Below are 24000 nucleotides of genomic sequence, written 5' to 3' on the forward strand. Positions count from 1 at the left end.
GCTGCCCGCGGATGCAACGCGGTCATGCTTGCACTCGGGCGTAATCCCGGCGTAAGGCTCCGCTCAGCATGGGCGGAGATCATCGCCCGGCTCCGTTTGGTTCGCCCCCGCGCGATTTGCCAAGCCAGCGGGAAGCTGATGGACGATGCTTTCGCCTGATCTGCCTCCCCTTCGCTCCCGCCCGACCGGGGGCCGCCTGACCCTGGCTTCGAGCCCTGCCGACAGATACGGGATTGCATGACCACCACCACGACGACCCCGACAGCCGCCGCTTCCTCTTCCGCGCGCGGCGCCGTTACGCCCGCGCTCATCCTCGGCGTGCTCGGCGTCGTCTATGGCGATATCGGCACGAGCCCGCTTTATGCGCTCTCCAGCTGCCTGGCATTTTTTGGCCGCGCCGGGATGGATGCCGCGACCGTGCTCGGCACGCTTTCGATGATCTTCTGGGCGCTCATCATCACCGTCACCATCAAATACGTGACCTTCGTGATGCGCGCCGACAATAACGGCGAAGGCGGCATCCTGACGATGATGGTGCTGGCGCAGCGCGTCTGCCGGCGGGCCAAGATGGCCGGCATCGTCATGCTCGTCGCCATCATCGGCGCCTGCCTCTTCTTCGGCGATGGCATGATCACCCCGGCGATCTCGGTGCTCTCGGCGGTCGAGGGGTTGGAAGTGACGTCGCCGATGCTCAAACCCGCGGTGCTGCCGCTCTCCATTCTGGTGATCGGGCTGCTCTTCGCCTTCCAGTATCGCGGCACCAGCCTGATCGGCCGCGTCTTCGGCCCCGTGATGGCATTGTGGTTCCTCTCGATCGGGCTGCTCGGCCTCTGGCAGATCCTCCAGGACCCCTCGGTGCTGCGCGCCCTGCTACCGATCTATGTGGTGATCTTCGCCATCCACCACGGCTTCGTCACCTTCATCACCCTCGGCTCGGTGGTGCTCGCGGTGACCGGCGCGGAAGCGCTCTACGCCGATATGGGCCATTTCGGCCGCCGGCCCATCCAGATGAGCTGGACCTTCTTCGTCCTGCCCTGCCTTGCGCTCAATTACTTCGGCCAGGGCGCGCTCGTGCTGCATGACCCGAGCACGCTCGACAATCCCTTCTTCCTGCTCTGCCCCGATTGGGCGCGGCTGCCGATGGTGATCCTCGCGACCGCGGCGACGGTCATCGCCAGCCAGGCGATGATCTCCGGCGCCTTCTCGGTCGCCCGGCAATGCGTGCAGCTCGGCTTCATTCCGCGCATGGTCGTCCGCCATACCAGCGGAACGGAGGAAGGGCAGATCTACCTGCCGCAGATCAACACCATGCTGCTGCTCGGCGTGCTGGTGCTGGTGCTCTCCTTCCGCAGCAGCGCCTCCCTCGCCTCGGCCTATGGCGTCGCGGTGACGGGCACCTTCACCTGCACCACGATCCTCGCCGCACTGGTGTTCCGCCGGCAATTCGGCTGGTCCCGCAAGGCGGTCGGCAGCGTCTTCGGGGTGTTCCTCTTCCTCGATCTCGTCTTCTTCATCTCCAACCTCATGAAGATCCCGGATGGCGGCTGGGTGCCGATCGCCGTGGCGCTCGTGCTGATGGCGGTGATGACCTCGTGGAAGCGCGGGCGGGAACTCATGCTTCAGCGCTGGAAGCAGGATAGCCTGCCGCTCAACTCCTTCCTCGCGCGGCTGCCCTCCTCGCGCATCATCCGCGTGCCGGGCACGGCGGTTTTCCTCACCGGTAACGGCGCCTATGTGCCGAATGCGCTGCTGCACAACCTCAAGCACAACAAGGTGCTGCACGAGCGGGTGTTTCTGGTGACGGTGCAGACCGCGGACGTGCCCGAAGTGCCGGAGCAGGAGCGGCTCGAGGTGGAGGAGTTGGCGCCGCAGATCAACCGCGTCATCGTCAAATACGGCTTCCAGGAAAGCCCCAATATCCCCCGCGCGCTGGAGGAGATGCGCACCCTCGGCGTGCCCTTCGACCCGATGCAGACGAGCTATTTCCTCGGCCGCGAGGTCATCGTCAAAGCCCTGGTGCCGAAGCTGCCGCTATGGCGGCTGTGGCTCTTCCTCGTCCTCTCCCGCAACGCGGTGCCGGCGACGGAATTCTTCCGCATCCCGAGCGACCGGGTGGTCGAACTCGGCGTGCGCATCGCGATCTGAGACGCCCGCCGAAGCACGGGCGCCGAAGCACGCCCGTCGAAGCAGGGGAGCCTGCGCGCCGCTCAGGCTTCCAGATCGGCATCCCAGTAGAGGAAATCGAGCCAGGTCTTGTGCAGGTTTTCCCGGGTCGCGTGGCGCTTGGCGAATTCGTCGATCTGGTGGGGCGTCGGCTCATAGGGCTCGCGCAGCAGCCGGAGCCCGCTCTCGCTCAGCGATTTGCTGCCCTTGAAGAGATTGTCCCGCTGGCAGCAGGTCACGACATTCTGCCAGAGCGTGCGCCCGCCGCGGCAGCGGGGGATAACGTGGTCGAAGGTCAGTTCCTTGGCGGTGAGGCTGTCCCCGCAATACTGGCAGCGGAACCCGTCTCGCAGGAAAACATGGTAGCGGGTGAAAGCGACGTGCTTGCGCTTGTGGTAGCGCTTGAGGGCGACGACGGAGGGAATGGGGAAGGATTGGTTGGCCGAATGGACCTCGGCCTCGTAATTGATCACCGGGCTCACCCGGTCTTGCAGCACCGCGACCAGGGCATCCTGCCAGGGCCAGACGGAAAGGGGCCCCCAGCTCAAGGGCTGCATATCCGCGTTGAGCACAAGGGTCTGAAGTCCGGCAGGGATCGCGCTCACCGGCTCATCCCCTTCGATGGGGCAAGTGTCGGTCCCGGCCAGAGAACCGGGACGAAGGCTTCGTCAGGCAGTAAGCCATAAGCCGATCGCCGCTCCTTCATGAGCGACCGGATCCGGGGAGGAAGAAGCCAAGCGCCAGGCCCGAATGCGGTCGCCGCTGAATTGCTCTGGTAAGTTATCGCAAAGCAGCGCCGCCACGGCAAGCATGGCAGCCATTCTGTCATGCGGGATTCATGGATCTCCTGCCGGCGCGCCGGAAAAAGCTTCCGCGAGCAGCCTGCGGCCGGCTGCGATCCCGGGCGAATCGATGGCATGGCCGAGTGCCGGGTCGAGGTCGAGCGTCACGCGAAGGCCGAGCGCGCCGAGTGTCTCCGCCGCCGCGCGGGAAAAGGCGGCTGGCACCACCTCATCCCTTTGGCCATGCGCCAGAAGCACTCTCGGCCGGCCGCCGATCTCGGCGGGAAGCGCCGCCGGGTCGAGCAGGATGCCTGAGAAGGCGAGGATGGCGGCCGGTGGCGGCCGGCGCCGCAAGCCGCAGAAGAGCGCCATCATGGCGCCCTGGCTGAAGCCGGCGAGGGCATAGGCCGCCGCCGGCAGCCGATGCTCGGCCAGGCTCTCATCCACGAAGCGATCGAGCGCCGGCAGGCCGCGGCGGACGCCGCGCGCCATCGCCGCCGGCGACCAATCGCCGAGCGAGAACCATTGCCGCGCCTGCTGGCCTTCCTCGGGCGAGACGAGATCGCAGGGCTCCGGCGCGTCGGGCATCAGGAAGAGCGCGCCGGGCGCGGCGGGGGCGAGCGCCTGGGCCAGCGGCGCCAGATCCGCGCCATTGGCGCCGAGGCCATGCAGCACGAAGACGATCTGGCGCGGCGGCCCGCCATCGGCGGGGCCGAAGCGGCGGGCGGGCAGGGGCGGCATGGCCGGCATGGGGCGAAGTCTCCTATCTCCCGGGGCCGGGGTGATGCTACAGCCCCTCCCTCGTGAACGCCAATTCGCCGAACCCCGCTCCAGCCACGGCTACGGCCTGGGTGACCCGCTTCGCCCCGAGCCCGACCGGCTATCTGCATCTTGGCCATGCCGCCGCCGCGCTCCGCGCCTGGCGCCATGCCCGCGCCAGCGGCGGCCGCTTCCTCCTCCGCATCGAGGATATCGACACGACCCGCGCGCGGCCGGACTATGAGGCGGCGATCCTGGAAGATCTGCGCTGGCTCGGGCTCGATTGGGATGGGCCGGTGCGGCGCCAGCAGGCGCATCTCGGAGAGTACCAGGCGGTGCTCGACGGGCTGCGGGCGCGCGGGCTCCTCTACCCCTGCTTCTGCACCCGGGCGGAGATCGCGCGCGAGGTGGCGCGCTCAGGCCAGGCGCCGCATGGGCCGGAGGGCGCGCGCTATCCCGGCACCTGCGCTGGCCTCTCCCCCGCCGTGGCGGCCGCGCGAATCGCCGCAGGCGCGCCGCATTGCTGGCGGCTCGCCATGGGCCGGGCGCTGGTCGAGACCGGGCCGCTCGCCTATCGCGAGGCAGGCGAGGGGGAGATCGCCTGCAACCCGGCGGCCTTCGGCGATGTCGTGCTGGCGCGGCGGGATTGCCCGGGCAGCTATCATCTGTGCGTGACGCATGATGATGCGGTGCAAGGCGTCACCCTCGTCACCCGCGGGGAGGAGTTGCGCGCGGCGACCGATGTGCATCGGGTCTTGCAGGCGCTGATGGGCTGGCCGGCGCCGGCTTACGCGCATCACCCCCTGCTGCGCGATGCGGCGGGGGAGAAGCTTTCGAAGCGCCATGGCGCTTTCACCCTGCGTGCCATGCGGGCAGCGGGCCTGGCGCCGGAAGCGGTCCTCCGGCGGGCCGCGGATTAAGCCGCAGGAGCCGCGGCGGCGGGGGCGCGGAAGCGGCGCATGAGGAGCAGGCCGAGCCCGGCCGAGGCGAGGAACAGCGCGCTCGCCAGGGCGATCTGCAGCCCGTGCGAAACCTGCACGCCGCTGCCGAGCAGGGCGAACACCAGGGTCTGCGGCACATAGCCGAGCGCGGAGGCCGAGAGGAAGGCCGGCGCGCTGACCGAGGAGATGCCGGCCAGGAGGTTGAGCGCCACGTTATTGCCCACCGGCAGCAGGCGCAGCGTCAGCGAGGCGGTGAAGGGATGCCCGGCGAGCCGCGCATCGAGCCGGGCGAGCCGCCCGCTGCCGAGCCGTGCCTGCACCCAATCGCGCGCGATCGCCCGCGCCCAGAAGAAATCCAGCACGCAGCCCAGCGTCTGGCCGATCAGGGCGAGGAGGAAGCCCGTCTTGAGGCCGAAAGCATAGCCGCCGGCAAAGGCCACCACCTGGCGCGGCAGCCCGGCCGCGCTCAGTAGCGCGCCCCCCAACACCAGCAGCACTTCGCCTTGCAGGCCATGGCCCATCACGTAATGGGCGAAGACCCCGCCCTTCACGCCGCCGGCGAGGGTCTTGAGCACGACGCCCGCGAGCACGAGGCCGAGGGCGAGGCCGAGCGGCTTGGCGAACAGCTTCCAGACCGGCTTGCGCGCGGCACCCGGCGGGTCATCGCTGCCCGCCGGCGCTCGCGGCATGGCCGGGAAGCCGCCCTGCGGCGCCACCGCGCTCATGGCATGACCGCGCCTGTCGGCCGCGCCTCCATCCCCGCTTCGCTCGGTCGGCGCTCGGCGCCCTGCATCGGCGGCTCGATGATCGCGCCCTCGATCTCGGGGCCCCGCCAGCGGCGCTGCAGCCAGTACATGCCGATGAGATCGACGAGGCCGACCTTGAGGCGCTGCCAGTTATTGTAGTTCGAGCGGCCTTCCAGCCGCGGGCGATGGTTGACGGCGACCGAGATAACCCGCCCGCCCTGGCGGATGAACAGCGCCGGCAGGAAGCGGTGCATATGGTCGAAATGCGGGATTTCGAGGAAGGCATCCCGGCGGAAGACCTTGAGGCCGCAGCCGGTATCGGGTGTCGCGTCGCGCAGCACGCGGGCGCGCACCTTGTTGGCGATGCGCGAGCCGTAGCGCTTGGCCGAGCTATCCCGCCGCTTCTGCCGCCAGCCGGCGATGAGGATCGGCTGCGGGCCGCGGCCCTCCTCGGCCTGGGCGCGGGCGAGCATTTCGGGGATGCTGGCGGGGTCGTTCTGGCCGTCGCCGTCCAGCGTCGCGATCCAGATGCCGCGCGCGTGGCGGACGCCGGTGATCACCCCGGCGCTCTGCCCGCAACTCGCCTTGTGGCGGATCACCCGCAGGGGCGCGCCTTCGGCGAGCGCCTGGCGCAGGCGCTGCGGCGTCTCATCCGTGCTGCCATCATCGACATAGACGATCTCATAGGGCGTGACGGCGAGGGCGGCGCGGATTTCGCCGATCAGTGGCAGGATGTTCGGCCCCTCGTTGCGCACGGGGACGACGACGGAGATCAGCGGGCGCGGCGCCGCGGTGGAGGGGGAATCCGGGAATAACGCCTCGCTCATGCCAGTCTTCTCCTCAAGGGCCGGATGGGGGAGATCGGGTGGCAGGCCGATTTGGCTAGCCACCCTCTCCCGGCATGTTGAGGAAGCCCTAAAGAAATGGTCAGAAAATGGCCGAGTTTGTCACAGTTCAGGCGGTATTGTCCCGCCGGGCGCCGATGGCGGCTTGGGCGGCGGCGAGGCGGGCGACGGGCACGCGATACGGCGAGCAGGAGACGTAATCGAGCCCGGCTTCCTGGCAGAAGCCGATGGAGGCAGGATCGCCGCCATGCTCGCCGCAGATGCCGAGCTTGAGGCCGGGCTTGGTGCGCCGGCCCTTTTCGGCCGCGAGTTCGACGAGGGCGCCGACGCCGTCGCGATCGAGCGTCACGAAGGGGTCTTTCTCGTAGATCCCGCTCTCGACGTATTTCGGCAGGAACTTGCCGGCATCGTCACGCGAGAGGCCATAGACGGTCTGCGTCAGGTCATTGGTGCCGAAGCTGAAGAAATCGGCGCTTTCGGCGATCCGGTCGGCGAGCAGCGCCGCGCGCGGCAGTTCGATCATGGTGCCGACCTGATAGGCGATGGTGCGGCCGCGGGCAGCGAAGACCTGTGCCGCCACCCGGTCGATCAGCGCGCGGGTGATCTCGAGTTCGCGCGGCGCGCCGACCAGCGGGATCATGATCTCGGGCACCGGCGCGGCGCCGGCTTCCTCGGCAACCGCGATCGCCGCCTCGAAAATCGCCTGCGCCTGCATCTCGTAGATCTCGGGATAGGAGATGCCGAGGCGGCAGCCGCGATGGCCGAGCATCGGATTGGCTTCCGAGAGATCCACCACCCGGCGCTGCATGCTGGCGAGATCGACGCCGAGCGAGGCGGCGACCTCGGCCAGCTCATGCTCGCCATGGGGGAGGAATTCGTGCAGCGGCGGGTCGAGCAGGCGGATCGTCACCGGCAGGCCGGCCATGATGCGGAAGAGGGCGATGAAATCGCCGCGCTGGAAGGGCAGCAGCTTCTCCACCGCCTGGCGGCGGCCTTCCTCATCCGTCGCCATGATCATCTGGCGCACCGCGCCGATGCGCTCGGGGTCGAAGAACATATGCTCGGTGCGGCAGAGGCCGATGCCCTCGGCACCGAAGGTCTTGGCGGTCTCGGCATCGAGCGGGGTTTCCGCATTGGCGCGGACATGCAGGGTGCGGGCCGCGTCGGCCCAGTCCATCATGGTGCTGAAATGGCCGGAAACCTTGGGCTCGATCATCGGCACATAGCCCAGGAAGACCTCGCCGGTCGTGCCGTCGATGGTGATCGCTTCGCCCGCGCGGACGAGCTTGCCGCCGGCCGAGAGGGTCTGCGCGCCGTAATCGACCGCGATGCCGCCGGCCCCTGATACGCAAGGCCGGCCCATCCCGCGTGCGACGACGGCGGCATGGCTCGTCATCCCGCCGCGGGTGGTGAGGATGCCGCGCGCGGCATGCATGCCGTGGATATCCTCGGGGCTGGTTTCGACGCGCACGAGGATCACCGCCTCGCCCTTCTGGGCGCGCAGCTCGGCCTCATCCGCCGAGAAGACGACGATGCCCGAGGCCGCGCCCGGCGAGGCCGGCAACCCGCGGGAGATGAGATCGCGCTTGGCATGCGGGTCGAGCATGGGGTGCAGCAGCTGGTCGAGCGCGCCGGGGTTGATGCGCATCAGCGCCTCTTCCCGCGAGATCAGCCCGCTCTCGGCCATCTCGACGGCGATGCGCATGGCCGCCGCCGCGGTGCGCTTCCCGTTGCGGGTCTGCAGCATGTAGAGCTTGTTGCTCTGCACGGTGAACTCGATGTCCTGCATGTCCTTGTAGTGGTTTTCCAAGGTCTCGCGGACACGCAGCAACTCGGCGAAGGCCTGGGGCAGCGCCTCCTCCATGCTTACCTCGCCGGGCTTGGCACGCTCGCGCCGCAGCGGCTGCGGGGTGCGGATGCCGGCCACCACATCCTCGCCCTGCGCGTTGATGAGGTATTCGCCGTAGAAGACGTTCTCGCCGGTCGAGGGGTCGCGCGTGAAGCAGACGCCGGTGGCGCAATCGGCCCCCATATTGCCGAAGACCATGGCCTGGACATTGACCGCCGTGCCCCAATCGGCCGGGATCTCGTGCAGGCGGCGATAGGTGATGGCGCGCTGGTTCATCCAGCTGCCGAAGACGGCGCCGATCGCGCTCCACAGCTGCTCCTGCGGCGCCTGCGGGAAGGGCTTGCCGGTCTCGGTCTCGACCAGCGTCTTGTATTCCTCAACCACCGCCTGCCACTCGGCGGCGGTCAGCGCGGTATCCTCGATCGCGCCGGCATCGATCTTGGCCTGGTCGATGATCTCCTCGAAGCGGTGGTGATCGACGCCGAGGACGACGCTGCCGAACATCTGGATGAAGCGGCGGTAGCTGTCCCAGGCGAAACGCTCATCGCCCGAGGCGGTGACGAGGCCCTGCACCGTCTCGTCATTAAGGCCGAGGTTGAGGACGGTATCCATCATGCCGGGCATCGAGACGCGGGCGCCGGAGCGGACGGAGACGAGGAGCGGGCGGGCAGGATCGCCGAAGGCGAGGCCGGTCGCCTCTTCCACGCGGGCGAGCGCCTCGGCCAGCTGGCCCTCAAGATCGGCCGGATACTGCCGGCCATTGGCGTAGAAGGCCGTGCAAACCTCGGTGGTGATGGTAAAGCCCGGCGGCACCGGCAGGCCGATCGCCGCCATCTCGGCGAGGTTCGCCCCCTTGCCGCCGAGGAGATTGCGCATCTCCGCGCGCCCCTCATTCGCCCCGGCCCCGAAGTTATAGACCCACTTCGTCGTCACGTCGCTCATTCAGACGGCTCCCGTCGTCGTTTCAAGCCTGGAGAAGTCGGCGGCACGATCCGTCAGGGATTTTAGCCGCATCAGAAGCTTCAGGCGATTTTTTCTTAAAGCGGGGTCGTCTGCGTTGACAGTGACTTTTTCGAAGAATTCGTCGATGAATGGCCGTATTGCGGAAAGTTGAGACATTGCGAGCGAGAAGTTTTCTTCCGCTATTGCTTTTGTGACGTTTAGTTCCGAACTATTCAGCTCTTCCGCCAGTTGTTGTTCCGACTTTTCGACCAGCAGGGCCGGATCGACCGGCCCGGCATCGACCGCGCTTTTCTTCTCCTCGATGCGCAGGATATTGGCGGCGCGGCGGTAGCCGGCGAGAAGATCCGCGCCCTCTTGCGTGCCGAGGAGCGCTTCCACCGCATCGGCCCGGGCGAGGAGACGGGCAAGATCATCGTCATTCGCGGCGGCGAAGGCGGCCGCCAGCACATCATGCCGGCGTCCTTCGCTGCGCAGTTGCACGCGCAGCCGCTCGATGATGAAGGCGAGGACGTCTTCGGTCGGATCGCCGTCAAAAAGGATGCCGAAGCGTGTCTTGGCTTCGAAAAGCACGGGGCGAAGCCGAATCCGCAGCCCGTTCTCGCGGATGATGCGGATGATGCCGAGGGCGGCGCGACGCAGCGCGTAAGGATCGCCCGAGCCGGTCGGCTTCTCGCCGATGCCAAAGAAACCCACGAGGATTTCGATCTTCTCGGCAAGCGCCACGGCGATCGAGACCGGCGCCGTGGGCACAGCGTCCGAGGGGCCTTTCGGCTGGTAGTGCTCGCGGATGGCGGTGGCGACCTCGGGCGCCTCACCGTCATGCGCCGCGTAATAGCCGCCCATGATGCCTTGCAGTTCGGGGAATTCGCCGACCATGCCGGTGGTCAGATCGGCTTTCGCCAGTTCCGCAGCGCGGGCCGCACGCGCCGTATCCGCGCCAATCGCTTGCGCAATGATGGGCGCGAGCGCCTGGAGGCGCGCCACACGTTCCAACTGCGTGCCGAGCTTGGCGTGGAAGGTGACCTTCTCCAGCGCCGGCACGCGGGAAGCGAGCGGATGCCCACGGTCCAGATCCCAGAAATGCCGCGCATCCGATAGCCGGGCGCGCAGCACGCGCTCGTTCCCGGCGACGATGGCGGCCCCGCCGTCCGGGGCCGCGATATTGGCGGCGAAGACGAAGGCGGGCGCTGGCGCGCCTGCCGCATCCGTCAACGCGAAATAGCGCTGGTTGACGCGCATCGAGACCTGGCGGACCTCGGGCGGCAGGGTCATGAAATCATCATCGATCCGGCCGAGGAGCGCGACGGGCCATTCCACAAGGCCGGCCACTTCATCGAGCAAGCCCTCATCCGGCACGATGCTGTAGCCGGCTTCGGCGGCACGGGCGGCGATGCCTTCGGCGATGCGGCTGCGGCGCTCGGCGGCATCGGCGAGAACCTGATGCGCCTGCAAGACATCAATATATGTTGATATACGCTCGATCGTCAGCACCGGCGCTGAGCCATCGGGCCGGCGATGGCCCTCGGTCAGCCGGCCGCTCTGGAGGCCATGGCCGTCATCCTCACCCAGCGCGAGGGTGAAGGGCACTACTTCGTCGTCGAGGAGACAGAGAATCCGCCGCAGCGGCCGCACCCAGGTGAACTGGCTGGTGCCGCCCCAACGCATGGACTTCGGCCAGGGGAAGCGGCGGAGCAGGCCGGGCATGGCTTCCGCGATGAGTTCGGCCGCTGGCCTGCCGGGGATGGTCTTGGCGAGCAGGTAGTAGCCGCCTTCCTCGCGCAGATCCTCTCGCGTCGCCTGATGCTTGCGGAGGAAGCCGGCGAGCGCCTGCTCCGGCGCGCCGAGCTTGGGCCCGCGTTCTTCGACGGCGCTTGCCGGCACCTCGGCCTCAATCTCCCCGATCCAGGCGAGGCGGCGCGGCCCATAGAGCGTGCGGACCGAGCGGGGCTTGAGCGGTGCCAGGGCTTCCGCCATCAGGCGCGCGAGTGTTTCTGCCGCCATCGCCTGCATGCGCGCGGGGATTTCTTCCGAGAAAAGTTCGAGCAGAAGCTGGGGCATGGCGGTCACTCCGTCTCCCCGGCAAGCCAGGCTTCGCAACAGCCGCGGGCGAGCGTGCGCACGCGGCCGATATAGGCCGCGCGTTCGGTGACGCTGATGACGCCACGGGCATCGAGCAGGTTGAAGAGATGGCTCGCCTTGATGCACTGGTCATAGGCCGGCTGGGCGAGCTTCGCGTTCAGGAGCGACTGGCACTCGGCCTCGGCATCGCGGAAATGCTGCTCCAGCCGCTCGGTATTGGCGATCTCGAAATTATGGCGGCTGTAGTCGATCTCGGCGCGCTTGAAAACATCGCCGTAGGAGACGCCGGCGCCGTTGAAATCGAGGTCATAGACGTTCTCGATCCCCTGCACATACATCGCCAGCCGCTCCAGCCCGTAGGTGAGTTCCATGCTCGGCAGCGCGCAGGCGATGCCGCCGACCTGCTGGAAATAGGTGAACTGCGTCACCTCCATCCCATCACACCAGACCTCCCAGCCGAGGCCCCAGGCGCCCAGCGTCGGGCTTTCCCAATCGTCTTCCACGAAGCGGATATCGTGGCGGGCGAGATCGATGCCGATCGCGGCATAGGAGCCGAGGAGGAGGGCTTGCGCGTCCGCCGGGCTCGGCTTCATCAGCACCTGATACTGGTAATAGTGCTGCAGGCGGTTCGGGTTCTCGCCATAGCGCCCGTCGGTCGGCCGGCGGCTCGGCTGCACATAGGCCGTCTTCCAGGGCTTGGTGCCCAGCGCGCGCAGCGTGGTTGCCGGGTGGAAGGTGCCGGCGCCCACCTCCATGTCATAGGGCTGGAGGATGACGCAGCCCTGCGCCGACCAATACTCGTGCAGCTTGAGGATGATGCCCTGGAAGCTCAGGGGCTTGCGCTCGTTCGCGGAACTCGGGTTCATGGGCTCGCCAGGGCTCGTGGATCGGGGCTTTTCATTACGGCCCCCATCGGCGCGCGGCAAGGCGAGGACGCAGCAGAGGGGATGGGCGGGCGCATGAGCGACGTGGCGGCGGTGATCGGGGCCTATTACGCGGCCTTCAATGCCGGGGATAAGGAGGCGTTCCTCGCCCTCCTCACCGAGGATGTGGCGCATGACATCAACCAGGGGGAGCGGCAGGTGGGGCGCGAAGCCTTCTCCCGCTTTGTCGATCATATGAGCCGCTGCTACCGCGAGCAGCTCACCGATATCGTGATCATGACCGGCAGCGCCGCCGATCGCGGGGCGGCGGAATTCACCGTCCACGGCACCTATCTGGCGACGGATGAGGGCCTGCCGGAGGCGACGGGCCAGACCTATGTGCTGCCCGCCGGCGCCTTCTTCACCATTCGCGACGGCCGCGTCGCCCGGATCAGCAATTACTACAACCTGCAGGACTGGCTGGCGCAGGTCGGCGCTTAACCCCGGGGGCTGGCGCTGCGAGCGAGACCGCTTACGCGCAAAATCCCGCCGCGGATGCCGCTCTGTCCTGGCGAAAGCAGGGGTGCTGGTTTGCTGCACCCGCGTTGACCCTGGGTGCGCGCGCGACTACAGAAGGTTGCGGGTCAATCCGGCCTCCGGCGCCGCATTCGTGGAACATTTGCGCCCGCGCACGCGGTTTGGTCGCCCTATCATCCGAGCCTAACAGCCTAGGTGGAACCGGTTATGGCAGATGTGCGTGACGCATTAATGATTGGTAAGCGAAGCGACGGCTCGCTGGTCCGCCGGCCGCTATCGCCGCATCTGCAGGTCTATAAGCCGCAGATCAGCTCCGGCACCTCGATCATCAACCGGGCGACCGGCATCGCGCTCTCGGTCGGCCTCCTCCTCATGGTCTGGTGGCTGGTGGCCGCCGCCACCGGCCCTGCCGCCTTCGCCGCGGCACAGGGCTTCATCGGCTCGCCGATCGGCCTTATCCTGATGTTCGGCTGGACCGTCTCGCTCTGGTATCACTTCTGCAACGGTATCCGGCATCTCCTCTGGGATATCGGCTGGGGGTTCGATCTGAACACCTCGCATCGCACGGCCGGCATCGTCGTCATCGCGACGATCGCGCTGACCGTGCTCAGTTGGATCATCGGCCTCGCCGTCTGGCTCTGAGGATCGCGCATCATGGCACAGAACGAAAAGCTTTCCGTCACCATGCGGCAGACGCCGCTCGGCCGGGTGAAGGGCCTCGGCGCCGCCAAGGCGGGCGTGCATCATTGGTGGGCGGAGCGTGTCACTTCCGTCGCGCTCATCCCGCTGACCCTCTGGTTCGTCTTTTCGGTGCTGGCACTCGCCGGCCACCCGCAGGCGGCGGTGGCGCATTGGGTTTCCCACCCGCTGGTCGCCGTGCTGCTCATCGCCTTCGTTCTCGCCTCCTTCCACCATGCGGCGCTCGGCCTGCAGGTGGTGATGGAGGATTACCTGCATGATGAGGGCCAGCGGCTGATCTGGATGATGGTGATGAAGGCCATCGTCTGGCTGCTCGGCCTCGCCGCACTTCTCTCAATCATCAAACTGGCGATCTGAAGGGATCTTCCGGATGAACGCGATCTCCAAGCCCAGCCTGGGCGCCTACACCGTCATCGACCATACCTATGACGTGGTGGTGGTCGGCGCCGGCGGCTCCGGCCTGCGCGCGACCCTCGGCATGGGGGCGACCGGCCTCAAGACCGCCTGCATCACCAAGGTTTTCCCGACGCGCAGCCACACCGTGGCGGCGCAGGGCGGCATCGGCGCCGCGCTCGGCAATATGGGCGAGGATGACTGGCGCTGGCATATGTACGACACCGTCAAGGGGTCGGACTGGCTGGGTGACCAGGACGCCATCGAATATATGTGCCGCAACGCCATCCCGGCGATCCACGAACTCGAACATTTCGGCGTGCCCTTCAGCCGCACCGAAGACGGCCGCATCTATCAGCGCCCCTTTGGCGGGCATATGCAGGAATACGGCAAGCGGCCTGCGATGCGCGCCTGCGCGGCAGCCGACCGCACCGGCCACGCCATCCTGCACACGCTCTATCAGCAGAGCCTCAAGCATGAGGTGGAATTCTTCGTCGAATATTTCGCGCTCGATCTCATCATGGATGAGGATGGCGCCTGCCGCGGCGTGACCGCATGGTGCCTCGACGATGGCACGATCCATCGCTTCCGCGCGCAGACCGTGGTGCTCGCAACCGGCGGCTACGGCCGCGCCTATCAGAGCTGCACCTCCGCCCATACCTGCACGGGCGACGGCAACGGCATGGTGATCCGCGCCGGCCTGCCGATGCAGGACATGGAATTCGTGCAGTTCCACCCGACCGGCATTTTCGGCGCCGGTTGCCTCATCACTGAAGGCGCGCGCGGCGAGGGCGGCTATCTCACCAATGCCGCGGGCGAGCGCTTCATGGAACGCTACGCGCCGACGGCCAAGGATCTCGCCTCCCGCGATGTCGTCTCCCGCTCGATGACGATCGAGATCAACGAGGGCCGCGGTGTCGGGCCGAACAAGGACCATATCCTCCTGCATCTGGAGCATCTCGGCGCCGAGATCCTGCATCAGCGGCTGCCCGGCATTTCGGAGACGGCGAAGGTCTTTGCCGGCGTCGATGTGACGAAGGAGCCGATCCCGGTGCTGCCGACCGTGCACTACAATATGGGCGGCATCCCGACCAATTATCACGGCGAAGTGCTTTCCCCGACGCCGGATGATCCGGACCGCGTGGTGCCCGGGCTCATGGCCGTCGGCGAATGCGCCTGCGTCTCGGTGCATGGCGCCAACCGCCTCGGCACCAATTCGCTGCTCGATCTCGTGGTCTTCGGGCGTGCGGCCGCCCATCGCGCGGCGGAGATCATCCAGCCGGGGGCGAGCCAGGCGCCGCTGCCGGCGCGCGCGGGGGAAGCCTCGCTCGATCGGTTCGATGCCGCCCGCCACGCCAAGGGCGAGACGCGGGTTTCCGAACTCCGCGCCGAATTGCAGCGCGCCATGCAGAGCCATGCGGCGGTTTTCCGCAATTCGGAAAGCCTCAAGCAGGGCGTGGCCAAGGTGCAGAAGGTGTGGAACGGGCTGAGCGACATGGCAGTGGCCGACCGCAGCCTGATCTGGAACTCGGACCTTGTCGAAGCCCTGGAGTTGCAGAACCTGATGGGCGCGGCGATGACCACGATGGTCGGTGCCGAAGCCCGCAAGGAGAGCCGCGGCGCCCAGGCGCATGATGATTTCCCCGAGCGCGACGATGCGAATTGGATGAAGCATACGCTCGCCTGGTGCGATGAGGCGGGCGGTGTGAAGCTCGACTATCGGCCGGTGAAGATGCGCACGCTCACCAACGAAGTCTCGGTCTTTCCGCCTCAGAAGCGCGTTTATTAAGCCGCGCGGATCGGAGCCTGGCAGATGGCAGAATTTACGCTTCCGAAGAACAGCAAGGTGGTCGAGGGCCGGCGCTATCCGGCCCCGGCCGGTGCGAAGAACGTCCGCGAATTCCGCATCTATCGCTGGAACCCGGATGACGAGCAGAATCCGCATACGGATATCTACGAGATCGACCTCGACGCCTGCGGCCCGATGGTGCTGGACGCGCTGATCAAGATCAAGAACGAGATCGACAGCACGCTGACCTTCCGCCGCTCCTGCCGCGAGGGGATCTGCGGTTCCTGCGCGATGAATATCGACGGGACCAATACCCTCGCCTGCCTCAAGCCGATCGAGGATGTGAAGGGCGCGGTGAAGATCAACCCGCTGCCGCATATGGCGGTGGTGAAGGATCTCGTCCCCGATCTCACCCAGGCCTATGCCCAGTATCGCTCGATCGAGCCTTGGCTGCAGTCTGAAACCCCGCCGCCGCCGGATGGCGAGCGTCTGCAGAGCGTGGAAGAGCGCGCCAAGCTCGACGGCATGTGGGAATGCATTCTCTGCTTCTGCTGCACCACGAGCTGCCCGAGCTATTGGTGGAACGGCGACCGCTACCTCGGCCCCGCCGTGCTGCTCGCGGCCTATCGCTGGATCGTCGATAGCCGCGACGAGCATACCGGGGACCGGCTGGACGCGCTGGAAGACCCCTTCAAGCTCTATCGCTGCCATACCATCATGAACTGCGCCGAGACCTGCCCCAAGGGCCTCAACCCGGCCAAGGCGATCGCCGAGATCAAGAAGCTGATGGTGCAGCGCCAGGGCTGAGGCGGGTTTTCGGGTGGCGCGAGGCGGGCCCATGGATGCGAGGGCTTTGATGCGGGCGGGCATCGCGGTTGTTCCTCCCGCTCATGCTGAGAGGCCGTAGCGTTCATGTTCAAGGGTGATCTGGCAACGCCACGCGGCCGCGCGGCCGCATGGTCCGACAGCCTCTTCGTCGATCACTCGGTCTTTCGCCTCGTCTGGTCCAACTGGGCCGAGGTGGTGCCGGGGCGGATCTATCGCTGCAACCACCCGACCGCCTGGCGGCTGGCGGCTGCCCAGCGGCGGCTCGGCATCAAGACGGTGATCAACCTGCGGGGGCAGCGGGCCTGCGGCTCGGACGCGCTCTCGCGCGAGGCGGCGGCGAAGCTTGGCCTGCGGCATGTCGATATGGCCTTCGAAAGCCGCGGCGCGCCGCACCGGGAGCGCATCCTGCGCTTTCACGCCATCTGCCAGACGCTGGTGGAGCCCGCGCTCATGCACTGCAAATCCGGCGCCGATCGCGCCGGCCTCGCCGCCGGGCTTTTCCTCATGTTCAACGGCGGCACCAGCCGCGATGCGCTGGCCCAGCTTTCCTGGCGCTTCGGCCACTGGAGCCGCTCCCGCACCGGGATTCTCGATGCCTTCTTCCTCCGCTATGCCGCCGAGGCCGAGGGGCGGCTGCCCTTCCTCGACTGGGTGCGAGACGAATATGACGAGGCGGCGCTGAAGAAAGACTTCATCGCGGGCGGCCTTTCCTCCTTCGTGGTTGATCGCGTGCTGCGGCGCGAATAAACCCTGCGGCCAAGGCTGGTGGCGCGCGTTCTGGCGCCGCTTTCGCTGAGCGGCGGTAGGCTTGGCCAGAATGCAGAGTGATTATCAGCTGACGAACCTCGCCGCCGGGATGAAGCCGCCGGCGCTGCGCCTGGCCGCTGCCAGCATCCTGGTCGGCGGCCTCGTGCTCGCCCTCAAGGCCGCGGCCTGGTGGATCACCGGCAGCGCGGCGCTCTATTCGGACGCGCTCGAATCCGTCGTCAACGTCGTCACCGCGATCGTGACCTTCTGGACGCTGCGGATCGTCGCCCAGCCGGCCGATCAGGACCACCCTTACGGCCATGACAAGGCGGAGTTCTTCTCGGCCGTGGTGGAAGCGGTGCTCATCCTGGTGGCCGCGATCTCCATCCTGCACCATGTCTGGCTCAATCTGAAAACCGGGGAGAGCCTGCGGGCGCCGCTGACCGGTATCGGCCTCAACCTGATCGCGACGCTGCTCAACGCTGGCTGGGCGGTGATGTTGATCCGCCAAGGGCGCCGCCGCCGCTCGCCTGCGCTGATCGCCGACGGGCGGCACCTGGCGACCGATGTGCTCACCTCCTCCGGCATCGCCATCGGCCTCGTGATGGTCATGATCACCGGCGAGATCTGGATCGATTCGCTGCTCGCCATCGCCACCGCCTGCTACATCCTCTGGGCGGGGTTCGACATGCTGCGCCAGTCGCTCCAGGGGCTGATGGACGCGGCGCCCGATGCCGAGACCCTCTCGCGCATCCGCAGGCTGGTGAGCGAACACGCCGCCGGCGCGCTCGAAGCGCATGATCTGCGCACCCGCCAGGCCGGGCGGCTGACCTTCCTGCAATTCCACCTCGTGGTGCCCGGCAGCATGACGGTGGAAGAGGCGCACGATATCTGCGACCGGATCGAGGCGGCGCTGAAGGCCGAGATGGAGGGGCTGGTTGTAACCATTCATGTCGAACCGGAGCGCAAGGCCAAGCATAGCGGCGTGATCGTGCTGTAAAAGCCCCGCCGGGCCGCCACAATCGGCGGCATTCCGCCACGCGAGCACCATGAAGCGGCGATAGTCTCGCCCGAGCTTCCTCCTATCTCAGCACCCGTCGGCAGGGGCTTTGCGCCCCGCGGCCCGGCCGCTCGGCTTCGTGATGGCGGCCGGCGATGCCGATCCATACCGCCATGCCATCTGCGGGAAACGCGGATTGGCACGATAGAGGAGGGGGCCATGCGCCTTGCAATCATCACCATGGCCGGTCTGGGCGGGCTTTGCCTGCTCGCCGGCTGCACCGATCCCTATAGCCCGGGGCAGCGGGCGCTTGGCGGCGCGGCGATCGGCGCCGGCTCCGGCGCGCTGATCGGCGGCCTCGCCGGCGGCGGGCAGGGGGCTGGCATCGGCGCGCTGGTCGGCGGCGCCGTGGGTGCGGCGGCGGGGGCGGCGACTACGCCGCAGCGACCCTATTACCAGCAGCCCTATGGCGGGGGATACTATTACCGCTGAGACGACGGCCGGCAGGGCAGCGCCCCGCTGAGGCCGGGCTTCAGAGCAGATCCTGGTCAGACCCACGCGCGTCTGACCAGGGGACGCCATGAACCGCTCCCGGCCGAGGCTGGGCCGGGGGCTTGGGCTTTCGCCATACCCCTCGTCACGGCATGCTGCCCCCGCGTGCGGCAGAGCGGGATCGGCGATGCCTGCCTCCGTCAGAGTTGCAGGGTCGCCAGGGCGGGCCGCCCCTGGCGGTTGGCGATGGCCGCGATCCGCCCGCCATCGCGCGCGGAGATCATGATCATGTCACCCGGCGCGAGCATATCCGCCGCGTCGGCAAAAAAATCGTCATCCTCGACATCGTTCAGTTGGTCCGCGCCGGCCTTGTAGTGCCAGAGCGTAAAGCCATTCGCGTAGGCCAGGACACAAAGATTACGAAGCGCAAAAGACATGGTTGCAGAAGCCTCCTATTCGAGGAATAGAATCCTGTAGAGTCGATTCGTTAGGAAACGATGCCCAAAGTTCGGAGGGGCCATTCAAGGCGGTCCAGAGCCTCGCGCCAGATGCGCGCGTCTGCGCCTCGATCGGGTTCCGCGGGTCCGGCGCGCGGCCGCGATGCGCCCAGAGGCGCAGGATGCGGACGTGATGCAGATCGATCCGGCGCTGGCGATAGAGCTTGTCCAGACATTTGACGACTTCATGCGGCGAGCAGATGGCGGCGCGGGCCGGCTTCTTCTCGGCCTCGGCCTCGGCCGCCAATTGCCGGATGGTCCAGACCAGGCAGGCCTCGGCATCGCGGAAGGGTTCGCCCCGCCGGCGAGGCTGGGCAAGGCCGAGGCCGGGGGTGGCGGCCGTCCCGGCAGCCGGGAAGCGCGCGGGCGCGGCCATCTCATCCAGAGACGGGCCGGTGCCAGGCAAGGGTTGGCAGGACCGCGGGATAAGGGTGGCGTGTTCAAGCTGCATTATCGGGGGATCCATCGCTTTGGGTCAGAAACAGGGCCCGCCGCCATTGCGGGCTGGTTTGGGATCGGGGAGATCCGGCGGAACGCCGAAGGTAGTTCGTTCCGATATCGAGATGATTAAGCCTAAATTCCTAGGCTTGCAACCCAAAATTAGGGATAGATTCTCATGTTGGGGTGTAGTCTTCTTCTAGAGTTTTGTAATTTAACGGAATTCTGATGCGGCACGAAGACATATGGCGCGCGATCGATACCCTGGCGGCGGAGCGCGGCCTGACGGCTTCGGGCCTGGCACGCAAGGCCGGATTGGATGCGACGACCTTCAACCTTTCGAAGCGCCTGACACCGGACGGGCGCGGCCGTTGGCCGAGCACCGAAAGCGTCTCCAAGGTGCTGGACGCGACGGACGCGACGCTGGAGGAATTCGCGAGCCTGGTGCGCGGCGCCCGCGCGCTGCCCGCCGCCGGCACCCGCCCGGCGATCCGCCGCCTGCCGATGATCTCGCTGCATCAGGCGGCCCTGCCTGGCTTTTTCGACGGTGCCGGCAACCCCTCCGGCAAGGAGTGGGACGAGGCGGCGCTGCCAGAAGTCTCCGACCCGCACGCCTATGCGCTGGAGGTGGGCGGCGATGCGCTGGAGCCCGTCTATCGCGACGGCGACCTGCTGATTGTCTCCCCGCTCGCCCCGATCCGCCGGGGCGATCGGGTTGTGCTGCGCGATCAGAAGGGCCGGGTGATGGTGCGCCAAGTCGTCCGCCGTTCGCCGCGCGGGGTCGATGCACGCTCGCTCAACCCGGCGCGGGCGGATACCCGCCTCGAAAGCGAGTCGATCGCCTGGATGCACCGCATCGTTTGGGCGAGCCAGTGAGTATAAGAGAGGGAAGCAGCGGGGTATGGCGGCGCCTCCGCGCTGCTTCTGCCAGCCGTTTTCCCATCAGTCATTTGCGAAGCTTGGCGAGATCCCACATGCACCGCATGAAGCGCCCGGACCTCACGCCCGACCTGCTGCTGCGGGCCTATCGCGTCGGCCTCTTTCCCATGGCGGAGAGCCGGCGGGACGATCGTATCTACTGGCTTGATCCGGATCTGCGCGGCATCATCCCGCTCGCCGGGTTTCACCTGCCCCGCCGGCTGCGCCGCACCACCCTCGGCCCCCGCTTCCGGGTAACGACCGACCGGGCCTTCGAAGCCGTGCTCAGCCAATGCGCCGATACCGCCGACAATCGGCCGGATACCTGGATCAACCCGACGATCGAGCGATTGTTCCTCGGGCTGCATGCGGCGGGCCATGCCCATAGCATCGAATGCTGGGAGGGAGACCGGCTGGCCGGCGGGCTTTACGGCCTTGCCATCGGCGGTGCCTTTTTCGGCGAAAGCATGTTCCACCGGGTACGCGATGCCTCCAAGGTGGCGCTGGTCTATCTGGTGGCGTTGCTGCGGGCGCAGGGCTTCACCCTGCTCGACGCGCAGATGGTGAACCAGCATTTGAACCAGTTCGGGATTGAGGAGGTGCCGCGCGAGCGGTATCGCGCTTGGCTCGGGCAGGCGGTCGAGGTCGGCGCCGTCTGGCCCCAGCGGATTGACGAGAGCGTGCTGCGGCCGATGATCGCGGCGATGGGAAGGGACCGGGAATGAAGCGAGCCATGATGATCTGCCGGGACGTGGCGCGAAAGCGCCCTGCCCGCCGCCGCCCGGTGCTTGGCGCGGCGTTTTGCGCCGCTTTCGCCGGTATGCTCCTGCCGGCTGCGGCCGAGGCTGCTGCTGCCCCCTCCATCCTGCCGCTCCGCCCCGTCTCGGTCGGCTATGATCTGACCAGCAGCCAGACGGGGGAACTCGCCCTCACCATGCGGGCCGATCCGGCCGATCAGCTGATGCGGATCGATCAGGCGGGCAATTCCGACTATCTGCTGCTCGATTTCGCGCATGATACCGTGCGCCTCGTCTCGCCGGGCAAGGGGATGATCTTCGCGGTGGCGCCGGCGGGCCTTGCCGCCATCACCCTTGCCCCGGACCATCTGCGCCTGCAGCGCGCCGGGGAGCGGGTGCTGCTCGGCCTGCCCTGCCGCGTCTGGACGGGCGCAGGGGAGGGGGGCAAGGGCGAGGCCTGCATCACCCGCGACGGCGTGATCCTGCAAGGGGATGCGGGGGGCACGCCGCCCGGCACGCCCCCCGGCGGGGCGGCCGATCACGGCCGGCTGGTCGCGACCTCGGTGAGCTTTGCGCCGATCCCGACCGACCTCTTCGCGGTGCCCGCCGGCTTGCAGCAGGTGGATCTGCCGCCCGCCCTGTTCCGCGCCATGGTGCCCGGCCTCGCGGGGCTCGGCGCGCCATGACCGAGGCCGGAACCGCCCAGCCGAGGCCGATCCGCCGCGGCGCGCGCGCCGGGGCGGCCAATGCCGCCGCCCCGGGCAGCGGCCGGGGCGCCGCACGCGCCCGCCTGCCCTGGTTCACCCCGCCCTGGCGGGACCGCGCGGGCCGCCTCTCCCCCTTCAAGACCGTCCTCCTGCTGCTTTGCCTGCTGCCTGGCCTGCTGATGGCGATCCGCTGGAGCGCCGGCACCTATTCGGCGACACCGCTCAACCGCGCGATGCTGATGACCGGCGTCTGGGCGATCTGGTTCCTCCTCGCCTCGCTCGCGGTCTCCCCGGCGCGGGCGATCTTCGGCCTGCCCAAGCTCATCCAGGTGCGGCGCATGCTGGGGCTGACGGCGGCGGCCTATACCCTGGCCCACCTCGTCCTCTACGTGATGGAGCAGGGCTGGAACCTCGGCTTCGTGCTGAACCAGATCTTCACCATCCTCTATCTGCTGATCGGCTTCATCGCCGTCCTCGGCCTCATCCTGCTCTCGGCGACCTCCACCGATGCCGCCATCCGCCGCCTCGGCCGACGCTGGAAATGGCTGCACCGGCTGGTCTATCCGATCGCCGTCCTCTCGCTCTGGCATTTTTTCCTGACCCAGAAGATCGACGTGACGCTGGCGGTATTGCCGACCGGCCTGTTCCTCTGGCTCATGCTGTGGCGCGGCTTGCCGGCGGGGGTCGAGCGGCAGCTCGCTGGCCTGCTTCTGCTGGCGCTCGCCGCCGGCGCGGCGACGATCGCGGTGGAATATGCCTGGTACGCGCTTGAAACCTTCGTGCCGCCGGGGCGGGTGCTCGCCGCCAATTGGCAGATCGGCCCGCGCGGGCCACGCCCATCCTTCTGGGTGACGTTCGATGGGCTCATCCTGCTGGCCGCGGCCTTCGCCTGGCGGCATCTGCCGCAGCACGAGAAGCTCGGCGGCTGGCTGACCCGGTAGCCCGGGAGGCCCATGCTTTCCGGCCCCGCCGATCCCCGGGACGGGCACGGGGATGGCGCTGCGGCCGAGGCTTCTGCCGAAAGCGGGCGGCCGTCAGGCCGCCGCGGGCTGGCCGATGAGTTTCCGGGCGATCAGCGCCTCGGCGATCTGCACCGCGTTGAGCGCCGCGCCCTTGCGCAGATTATCCGCCACGCACCAGAAGGCGAGGCCGTTTTCCACCGTCGGATCGCGGCGGATGCGGCTGACGAAGACATCATCCTCGCCGGCGATCTCGGCCGGGGTCGCGTAGCCGCCATCCTCCCGCACGTCGATCACCGTCACGCCCGGCGCGTCCCGCAGCACGGCCCGCGCCTCGCCCGCCGTCACCGGGCGCTCGAACTGGACATGCACGGCCTCGGCATGGCCGATGAAGACCGGCACCCGCACGCAGGTCGCGAAGACGGCGATCGAGGGGTCGAGGATCTTCTTGGTCTCGACCACCATCTTCCATTCCTCCTTCGTCGATCCGTCATCGAGGAAGACGTCGATATGCGGGATGACGTTGTAGGCGATGTTCTTGGTGAACTGCTGCGGCGTGACCGGATCGTTCACGTAAAGCGCGCGGCTGTTGTTGAAAAGCTCGTCCATCCCTTCCTTGCCGGCGCCGGAGACGGACTGGTAGGTCGCGACCGAGACGCGCTTGACGCGGAATTCGTCGTGCAGCGGCTTGAGCGCCACCAGCATCTGGATCGTCGAGCAATTGGGATTGGCGATGATGCCCTTGCGGCGGAAGCCGGCGAGCGCCTCGGGGTTCACCTCCGGCACGACGAGCGGCACCTCGGGGTCCATCCGGAAGTGGCTGGTATTGTCGATGACGACGCAGCCGGCGGCGGCCGCGCGCGGCGCATGGATCGCCGAGACCGAGGCGCCTGGGCTGAAGAGGCCGATATCCCAGCCATGGAAATCGAACTTGTCGAGGCTCTGGGCCTTCAGCACCCGCTTCTCGCCGAAGGAAATCTCGGTGCCGGCGGAGCGGCCGGAGGCAACGGCCGCGATATCGCTAATCGGAAAATCCCGCTCGGCCAGCGTTTTGAGGATCTCGCGCCCCACCGCCCCTGTGGCACCGACGACCGCGACCCGATAGCCCATCATCCTTGCTCCCGTTCTGCCCCGCGCTCCGGGGCCAGCCGACCCCGTTAGCCGCTCCCCCGCCCGATCACAAGCGAAGCCTGAGCCGATCAGCCTCCCGGCGGATGATGGACAAGGCGCGGAACTCCGCGATATCGTTCCGGCATCGGATCAAGAGGG

Annotated in this window: 24 protein-coding genes; 14 read left to right on the forward strand and 10 right to left on the reverse strand. The window is 67.7% G+C overall.

Translation table 11 applies throughout. The features are described from left to right. Nucleotides 1-237 precede the first annotated feature (237 nt). Nucleotides 238-2145 (forward strand): potassium transporter Kup, encoded by a 1908-nt coding sequence (locus tag ACYQ7X_RS08075; RefSeq protein ID WP_459696441.1) that lies wholly within the window; start codon nt 238-240, stop codon nt 2143-2145. 62 nt (nt 2146-2207) lie between these two features. Here the strand turns inward: ACYQ7X_RS08075 and ACYQ7X_RS08080 are convergent, their stop codons facing one another. Together ACYQ7X_RS08080 and ACYQ7X_RS08085 are read right to left on the reverse strand one after the other, a co-directional pair. Next, complete coding sequence (locus ACYQ7X_RS08080; protein ID WP_459696690.1) at nt 2208-2720, reverse strand: HNH endonuclease; 513 nt, start codon at nt 2718-2720, stop codon at nt 2208-2210. A 279-nt stretch (nt 2721-2999) separates the two neighbouring features. Further along, nucleotides 3000-3695, reverse strand: coding sequence for an alpha/beta hydrolase (locus tag ACYQ7X_RS08085; RefSeq protein ID WP_459696442.1), 696 nt, complete (start codon nt 3693-3695; stop codon nt 3000-3002). Between the two features lie 101 nt (nt 3696-3796). Here ACYQ7X_RS08085 and gluQRS point away from each other — a divergent pair, with 101 nt between their 5' ends. Continuing rightward, entirely contained in the window at nt 3797-4624 is an 828-nt protein-coding gene (gluQRS, locus tag ACYQ7X_RS08090; protein WP_459696443.1) for a tRNA glutamyl-Q(34) synthetase GluQRS, read from the forward strand. On the opposite strand, the gene ACYQ7X_RS08095 is transcribed toward gluQRS, so the two are convergent. The 5 genes from ACYQ7X_RS08095 to ACYQ7X_RS08115 form a co-directional block, all read right to left on the reverse strand. Further along, a complete protein-coding gene (locus ACYQ7X_RS08095; RefSeq protein WP_459696444.1) occupies nt 4621-5370 on the reverse strand; it encodes a TVP38/TMEM64 family protein in 750 nt (249 codons plus the stop codon). The two genes, gluQRS and ACYQ7X_RS08095, sit on opposite strands and share 4 nt — an antisense overlap. After that, nucleotides 5367-6218 (reverse strand): glycosyltransferase family 2 protein, encoded by an 852-nt coding sequence (locus ACYQ7X_RS08100; protein ID WP_459696445.1) that lies wholly within the window; start codon nt 6216-6218, stop codon nt 5367-5369. Before ACYQ7X_RS08100 ends, ACYQ7X_RS08095 begins: the two co-directional genes overlap by 4 nt. A gap of 127 nt (nt 6219-6345) precedes the next feature. Then, nucleotides 6346-9027 carry a pyruvate, phosphate dikinase gene (ppdK, locus tag ACYQ7X_RS08105; RefSeq protein WP_459696446.1) on the reverse strand — a complete coding sequence of 894 codons (2682 nt, stop codon included), beginning with the start codon at nt 9025-9027 and terminating at the stop codon, nt 6346-6348. Beyond that, nucleotides 9028-11106, reverse strand: a complete 2079-nt coding sequence (glyS, locus tag ACYQ7X_RS08110; RefSeq protein ID WP_459696447.1) for a glycine--tRNA ligase subunit beta — start codon at nt 11104-11106, stop codon at nt 9028-9030. It abuts the gene before it with no gap. A gap of 5 nt (nt 11107-11111) precedes the next feature. After that, nucleotides 11112-11993, reverse strand: a complete 882-nt coding sequence (locus ACYQ7X_RS08115) for a glycine--tRNA ligase subunit alpha (protein ID WP_459696448.1) — start codon at nt 11991-11993, stop codon at nt 11112-11114. Between the two features lie 93 nt (nt 11994-12086). Between ACYQ7X_RS08115 and ACYQ7X_RS08120 the strand changes: the two genes are divergently transcribed. The 8 genes from ACYQ7X_RS08120 to ACYQ7X_RS08155 all read left to right on the forward strand — a co-directional run bounded on the left by ACYQ7X_RS08120 (nt 12087) and on the right by ACYQ7X_RS08155 (nt 18475). Then, entirely contained in the window at nt 12087-12491 is a 405-nt protein-coding gene (locus ACYQ7X_RS08120; RefSeq protein ID WP_459696449.1) for a ketosteroid isomerase-related protein, read from the forward strand. A 267-nt stretch (nt 12492-12758) separates the two neighbouring features. After that, nucleotides 12759-13169 (forward strand): succinate dehydrogenase, cytochrome b556 subunit, encoded by a 411-nt coding sequence (gene sdhC, locus ACYQ7X_RS08125; protein ID WP_459696450.1) that lies wholly within the window; start codon nt 12759-12761, stop codon nt 13167-13169. Between the two features lie 12 nt (nt 13170-13181). Further along, on the forward strand, nt 13182-13583 hold the full coding sequence (gene sdhD, locus ACYQ7X_RS08130; protein ID WP_459696451.1) for a succinate dehydrogenase, hydrophobic membrane anchor protein: 402 nt from the start codon (nt 13182-13184) through the stop codon (nt 13581-13583). 13 nt (nt 13584-13596) lie between these two features. Further along, the gene (sdhA, locus tag ACYQ7X_RS08135; RefSeq protein WP_459696452.1) at nt 13597-15408 is read left to right on the forward strand and encodes a succinate dehydrogenase flavoprotein subunit; all 1812 of its coding nucleotides are present in this window, start codon (nt 13597-13599) and stop codon (nt 15406-15408) included. Between the two features lie 24 nt (nt 15409-15432). Next, on the forward strand, nt 15433-16215 hold the full coding sequence (locus ACYQ7X_RS08140; protein ID WP_459696453.1) for a succinate dehydrogenase iron-sulfur subunit: 783 nt from the start codon (nt 15433-15435) through the stop codon (nt 16213-16215). A gap of 105 nt (nt 16216-16320) precedes the next feature. Then, nucleotides 16321-16983, forward strand: coding sequence for a tyrosine-protein phosphatase (locus tag ACYQ7X_RS08145; protein WP_459696454.1), 663 nt, complete (start codon nt 16321-16323; stop codon nt 16981-16983). A gap of 70 nt (nt 16984-17053) precedes the next feature. Beyond that, on the forward strand, nt 17054-17983 hold the full coding sequence (locus ACYQ7X_RS08150; RefSeq protein ID WP_459696455.1) for a cation diffusion facilitator family transporter: 930 nt from the start codon (nt 17054-17056) through the stop codon (nt 17981-17983). 219 nt (nt 17984-18202) lie between these two features. After that, nucleotides 18203-18475: a YMGG-like glycine zipper-containing protein gene (locus ACYQ7X_RS08155; protein ID WP_459696457.1), complete on the forward strand. Its 273-nt coding sequence runs from the start codon at nt 18203-18205 to the stop codon at nt 18473-18475. 200 nt (nt 18476-18675) lie between these two features. Here ACYQ7X_RS08155 and ACYQ7X_RS08160 read toward each other — a convergent pair whose 3' ends face one another. Together ACYQ7X_RS08160 and ACYQ7X_RS08165 are read right to left on the reverse strand one after the other, a co-directional pair. Next, entirely contained in the window at nt 18676-18912 is a 237-nt protein-coding gene (locus ACYQ7X_RS08160; RefSeq protein ID WP_459696458.1) for a hypothetical protein, read from the reverse strand. Next, entirely contained in the window at nt 18893-19348 is a 456-nt protein-coding gene (locus ACYQ7X_RS08165) for a hypothetical protein (RefSeq protein WP_459696459.1), read from the reverse strand. Before ACYQ7X_RS08165 ends, ACYQ7X_RS08160 begins: the two co-directional genes overlap by 20 nt. A gap of 290 nt (nt 19349-19638) precedes the next feature. On the opposite strand from ACYQ7X_RS08165, the gene ACYQ7X_RS08170 reads away from it, so the two are divergent. From ACYQ7X_RS08170 to ACYQ7X_RS08185, 4 genes are all read left to right on the forward strand, one after another. Further along, nucleotides 19639-20286: a LexA family transcriptional regulator gene (locus ACYQ7X_RS08170; protein ID WP_459696460.1), complete on the forward strand. Its 648-nt coding sequence runs from the start codon at nt 19639-19641 to the stop codon at nt 20284-20286. 98 nt (nt 20287-20384) lie between these two features. After that, nucleotides 20385-21053 (forward strand): leucyl/phenylalanyl-tRNA--protein transferase, encoded by a 669-nt coding sequence (aat, locus tag ACYQ7X_RS08175; RefSeq protein ID WP_459696462.1) that lies wholly within the window; start codon nt 20385-20387, stop codon nt 21051-21053. Continuing rightward, on the forward strand, nt 21050-21751 hold the full coding sequence (locus ACYQ7X_RS08180) for a hypothetical protein (protein ID WP_459696463.1): 702 nt from the start codon (nt 21050-21052) through the stop codon (nt 21749-21751). The genes aat and ACYQ7X_RS08180 overlap by 4 nt, the downstream gene beginning before the upstream one ends. Next, entirely contained in the window at nt 21748-22713 is a 966-nt protein-coding gene (locus tag ACYQ7X_RS08185) for a protein-methionine-sulfoxide reductase heme-binding subunit MsrQ (protein WP_459696464.1), read from the forward strand. Before ACYQ7X_RS08180 ends, ACYQ7X_RS08185 begins: the two co-directional genes overlap by 4 nt. Before the next feature lie 93 nt (nt 22714-22806). On the opposite strand, the gene ACYQ7X_RS08190 is transcribed toward ACYQ7X_RS08185, so the two are convergent. Next, nucleotides 22807-23841, reverse strand: a complete 1035-nt coding sequence (locus tag ACYQ7X_RS08190) for an aspartate-semialdehyde dehydrogenase (protein ID WP_459696691.1) — start codon at nt 23839-23841, stop codon at nt 22807-22809. Nucleotides 23842-24000: the final 159 nt, after the last annotated feature.

This window comes from Acidisoma sp. C75, assembly GCF_054665095.1.